Genomic DNA, 4,989 nt, shown 5'->3' with positions numbered 1-4,989 from the left:
CTTTGCATACCAATACTTTTTTTTATAGTCACTGCCATTTCTGTATCGATTGCGGCTGGCAAAAGTTCAAACACTTTTATGTTCCTGTTTTCCAATTGTTGACGGAGAGAAATGGAATAGGAATGCAAGGCCGATTTGGTAGCACTATAAATTGGTGCAGCCGACATCGGCACAAAAGCAAGCACCGATGATACATTTAAGATATAGCCTTTGTTTTGTTTCAATAAGTGTGGCAGCAATGCTTGTGTTAGTCCAATAGTTCCGATAAGATTGGTTTGGATTTCGGGATAAAGCTCTTCTGAATTCGAATCACTATTTGTCAAATTCCAAAACTTCATTGTACCAGCATTGTTTATCAAAAAATTAAGGCTTGAATATTTTTTTTGAATTTCCGCTATAAGATTTCTTACAGACTCTCCATTTGAAATATCGCATTGGATAATCTCAATTTTAGGAAATTGATTTTTAACATCCTGCAGTTTCATAAAATTTCTACCACAAATAATTACCTTATTACTAACAGATAATTTCTTTGCTAAAGCCACTCCTATACCTGAACCGCCTCCTGTTATTAAAATCGTATTGTCTTGTAACTTCATTTTCTTTCTATTTCACACTGCAAGATTAGAAAGGAATACTTTCAAATATTTGTGTGAGAAAGTCAAAGATTTGTATATTTCATTCACAGAAATTTCTACCTTATTTTAAGGACTTTCTGAAATCCCTCGGAGAAATATTAAACTCAGATTTGAAAGATTTTGAAAGATGGGCAACATCGGCAAAGCAAGTTTCATACGCAATTTCACTAATGGTCAGGGTGCTTTTGGCAAGCAACTCTTTTGCTTTTTCGAGCCGTTTTGTCTTGATGTAACTGGCAGGCGAAGCATTAAAGAGTTCTTGAAAAGTTCTACTAAATGTAGACAAGCTAAGATTGCATAAAATTGCTAAGTCATTAATGGATAGATTTGAAAACAAATGTTTATTTACTGTTTCTTTTAAGTTTACGTTTCTTGGGGTAAACAAATCTGCAAATAGATCAACAACGGAAGCTGCACTTTTTGTTTGTACCAACAATAAAATCAATTCCTTTATTTTTAGTTGCAACAAATCTTCGTTTACCAATTGTGGATTGTCAAAATAGAAATATAAACTCTCGATAAATTTTGCAATTATCTCTGTTGTTGCTATTTTTTGAATAGAGGGTTTTTTGTCGAAAGGTTTTACAAAAGCGGGTATTTCATTTGCATAAATTTTGCGAAGCACATCAGGATACAAGTGAAAAACGACTATTTCATATTTATCTGCCTGACTGTATTTTAAAAGGTCAGCGAAATATGTCCCGCACTTTAATAAAACAGAATCGTGAGAGTTAACAGGCATATGCTCGAGAGCAGAATTAATTTTTGTACTTCCTTCCGAAAAATAAATAAAACAAGCTTCATCCTGAAAGTTTGTACTAAAACGAAATGGAGCTTGAATAATAATTTTTTCAATTAAGCATTTATTGCCTAAGTCAAATTTTTGATGAGATAATATCATTTTGTCCAGCCAAAATTAATTCCTTTTCTTTTGGGTTCTTTTGAAAAGTGAAATGTCTGTTTGCATACTTTGGGTATCTTTTAGCCTGCCCGCTAACTCGTGCCCAGGCCAAAACCTTCCAGGTTACAATTACTTCCCCGCATCCTTTTTTATCTTCTCATCATATTCTTTTTGCAAATCGCTTAGTTCGGTATCATAGCCTTTACGGTCTATAAAAGCAGCTGGATTGTATGCATCGCCGGGATGATGTTTATCGTGCAACTTAAACTGGCTGGCATGCGAAGCCAGCCAAATATCAAAGGAAACCTTTGTCATGGCTGCTAACGTGTAGGCATAATCGCTGACTACATCCGGGTAGGATGTAATGGAAGCAAACGGCTTGTCCGTAACTATCGTTGGCATATTGGCAATAAGTACCCGGTAACTTCTTTGATCGTCTTTCACGGTAAACAAAAAACTACACGAGCCTTTTGTATGACCGGGATGATGCAACATCACAAGTTGCATGTTACCCAGTTGAATGGTATCGCCATCATGCAATAACCGGTCAGGCTCTACCGGTTGGTAAACACTGCCATGCCCGCCCAGCGCATAATCGGAGTTACCCCCTGTTGCCAGTACATCCGCTTCTTTTTCATCTACCATTAATTGCGCACCTGTCGCCTTTTTTACGGCTGCCATAGCGCCCACGTGGTCGTAGTGTGCCTGTGTTGTTAAAAGTATTTTAGTGTCTGCAAAATTGAAGCCCAATCTTTCAATGTTGTTTTTTATTTGAGAAAAAGAACTTGAAAGCCCGGTATTGATTAATATATTTCCTTGTGTAGTTGTAATGATATAACAGGCCAGGTCGTACGTGCCTACGTAATATAAGTTGCCGGCTATCCTGAATGGCTGATAGGGTGTTGACCACTCGGGGTTTGTTGTTTTGGGTTCCTGTACCTTTTGTGCCAACACAGGAAGCATGACTATTGACAGGAATACGCCGAAGATTATATTGGAAAGAAAACCTTTGAACATCTATCGGTATGAATTAAACAGAATATTCAAAGATATTAGCTTTGCAGATAACTCATTATCAATTATCGAAACCTGCTAAAAACTTCTTCCTTTAGTTTGATGGAACGTCAAAATCACTGGCGGGAAAACTCATGGTTGAATTGGCTTCTACAAGTCTCACGTTGGCAATCCCCTGGCCGTGGAAGGTTTGGATTACCTTTACCGGGCCGCCCCACTGAAATATATTTCCATTAACGAACATTTGCTGAAGGCCCGGGCTGATGTTATTGAGTATATTCATCAGCTTTGAATATCCCGGCACGCCGGTGCTCACCCAATAATCCTCCGCTCCTTCATCCGAATTGTTGATACCCTGGAGATGTGTGCACGAAAAAGAATCTATAAGATCAGTTCCTACAACCTTCAGATTTGACCCGCCTCCGGATGATCCACAGCAACTATTGACGATGGACTTGTGACTAACATAATTATAGATAATCGTTTTTAGAGGATCAGAAAATTTATAAAATAAGGCCATATGCGACATTACATTACTTCCTTTTTCAAAAACAACCTCATACCGCACACCTATTGCAGAATCTATTTCAACATGAATGCCAATATCAAGGTTCATTACCCCATGCAGGGCGCCGGTATATACAAGGAGCACTCCGTTTGCATCGGTGTTGTTTTTGCCGGCATGATCGGGGGATACAAGCCCTGCTGAGCAAAGAGCTACCGGTATAAGCAACAAGAAAATTTTTAAACGTTTCATTTGCTAAGATTTAAAAAGAATTTTACACTAAGCTATTATGACTTTTTCTTTATGAAATTGATATTGCGTAACCGGCTAAGCACACTTTATAAGCGGTTTAAATAAGCGGGTACCCGATCATTCGTACCGCAGGTGAATGTTATTTATTGCAAATTCAATACCTTGGCGAAATATTTTATTGAAAAATTATTTATTAACTCCAAAATTTATAAACGTGAAGTTTAATTTTAGCTTAATTGCCGTTATAACGGCAATGGTATGTACAACAGGTTGTGTAAGTACAAAAAAGTTTGATGCGCTGTATGCAAACTATAACAAATTACAGGACAGAAACAGCGAGCTCACCCGCGAAGGTGAAGAATGTAAGTCAAATTTAGATCGGGCTACCGTTCGAATCTCAAGTTTGCAGGACCAGATAAATGCAGAACGTGAGCATGAGAAGGCGCTGCAGTCAGCATTAGATAAATGCCTTACCTCCGCGAGCCAGGGTAATGTAAATGTTTCTAAACTTGTAGATGAAATCAATTCATCTAACAAATACATACAAGAACTAATAGCATCCAAAAGCAAAAGCGATTCGCTTAATATGGTACTCACTAATAACCTTACAAGATCGCTTAGTAAAGAAGAAATGCAGGATGTGGATGTGAAAGTTTTGAAAGGTGTTGTGTATATTTCTCTTTCAGATAATATGCTATACAAATCCGGCAGTTATGAAATTTCAGACAAGGCCGGAGCCACTTTATCAAAAATTGCAAAAATTATTACCGACTATAAAGATTATGATGTGTTGATAGAAGGCAACACAGACAGTGTACCGATCTCAAAACCCAATATTCGCAATAACTGGGATTTGAGTGCACTGCGGGCATCCTCAGTAGTGCAGTCGCTGCAAAACAATTATGGCGTAGATCCGCAACGCCTTACAGCCGGTGGCCGCGGCCAATACAACCCTGTTACCAGCAACGATACTCCTGATGGCAGATCAAGGAACAGGCGTACCGAGATCATTATTACGCCTAAGCTTAACCAGTTTATGGATTTGATCGGCAAAGGAAACGCATCTGACTCAACCGGCACGCATTGATCGATACGAATTGATATTTTATTGCAGCAACGTCCTCTTCTAGGGGACGTTGTTTTTATTTATCAATCGTGCAGAAAAAATAAGATCGAATTGAATAAAATTGATACCAAAGGATTTAAACATCTCAGGAAAAGTAAAACTACCGGTAAACAATAGACGAAGATAACACTGCAATAGATTAAAGACCCCTATTGGAATATTACGCCGGTTGCCTTGTACGAAAGTTACCATTTTCAATTTCCGTATTGTTGGTAACTTTATCAAAAATTATCGAGCGCATCCGGTGTTGAAATCCATAGATAGAAAATGCCCATAAGCCACAACATCAAGAGCAGCAATTACACCCTCAAACCAATTAAAATGAAAACATTTTTTTTGCCTGGCTTGTTACATCCCGTTATCATCAATAAGGTAAAAAACCTATTGACAAGGCTATTTACCGTTAGTATTTTTTTGATACCGTTAGTTTTCTACGGTGCTCGCTCCGCGGCCCAACAGCATTCATTGCTGGCGCTTTCAAAAGCAGATCATACATTAGCAATTGTTGATCCGGCTACGCTAAAGGTTATCGCAAAAGTGCCCGTTGGTTCTG

The 4,989-nt window shown here is 38.2% G+C and carries 5 protein-coding genes and 1 pseudogene; 2 read left to right on the top strand and 4 right to left on the bottom strand.

Annotation, left to right across the window (positions count from 1 at the left end; translation table 11 throughout):
* The 4 genes from ACO1O5_RS02415 to ACO1O5_RS02400 form a co-directional block, all read right to left on the bottom strand.
* On the bottom strand, window positions 1-599 hold a 599-nt coding region (locus ACO1O5_RS02415; RefSeq protein WP_486268102.1), incomplete at its 3' end, for an SDR family oxidoreductase.
* Between the two features lie 100 nt (window positions 600-699).
* On the bottom strand, window positions 700-1,539 hold the full coding sequence (locus tag ACO1O5_RS02410) for a helix-turn-helix domain-containing protein (RefSeq protein WP_486268100.1): 840 nt from the start codon (window positions 1,537-1,539) through the stop codon (window positions 700-702).
* 129 nt (window positions 1,540-1,668) lie between these two features.
* The gene (bla, locus tag ACO1O5_RS02405; RefSeq protein ID WP_486268098.1) at window positions 1,669-2,556 is read right to left on the bottom strand and encodes a subclass B3 metallo-beta-lactamase; all 888 of its coding nucleotides are present in this window, start codon (window positions 2,554-2,556) and stop codon (window positions 1,669-1,671) included.
* Between the two features lie 91 nt (window positions 2,557-2,647).
* Entirely contained in the window at window positions 2,648-3,310 is a 663-nt protein-coding gene (locus ACO1O5_RS02400; protein WP_486268096.1) for a hypothetical protein, read from the bottom strand.
* Window positions 3,311-3,524: 214 nt separating this feature from the next.
* Between ACO1O5_RS02400 and ACO1O5_RS02395 the strand changes: the two genes are divergently transcribed.
* Both ACO1O5_RS02395 and ACO1O5_RS02390 read left to right on the top strand, forming a co-directional pair.
* Entirely contained in the window at window positions 3,525-4,397 is an 873-nt protein-coding gene (locus ACO1O5_RS02395; RefSeq protein WP_486268094.1) for an OmpA/MotB family protein, read from the top strand.
* Window positions 4,398-4,757: 360 nt separating this feature from the next.
* A pseudogene (locus ACO1O5_RS02390) lies at window positions 4,758-4,989 on the top strand (hypothetical protein); the annotation flags it as partial.

This window comes from Ginsengibacter sp. (assembly GCF_057362405.1).
Note: the sequence above shows the minus strand (reverse complement) of the source record. Positions and strands in the feature narration are given on the sequence as shown.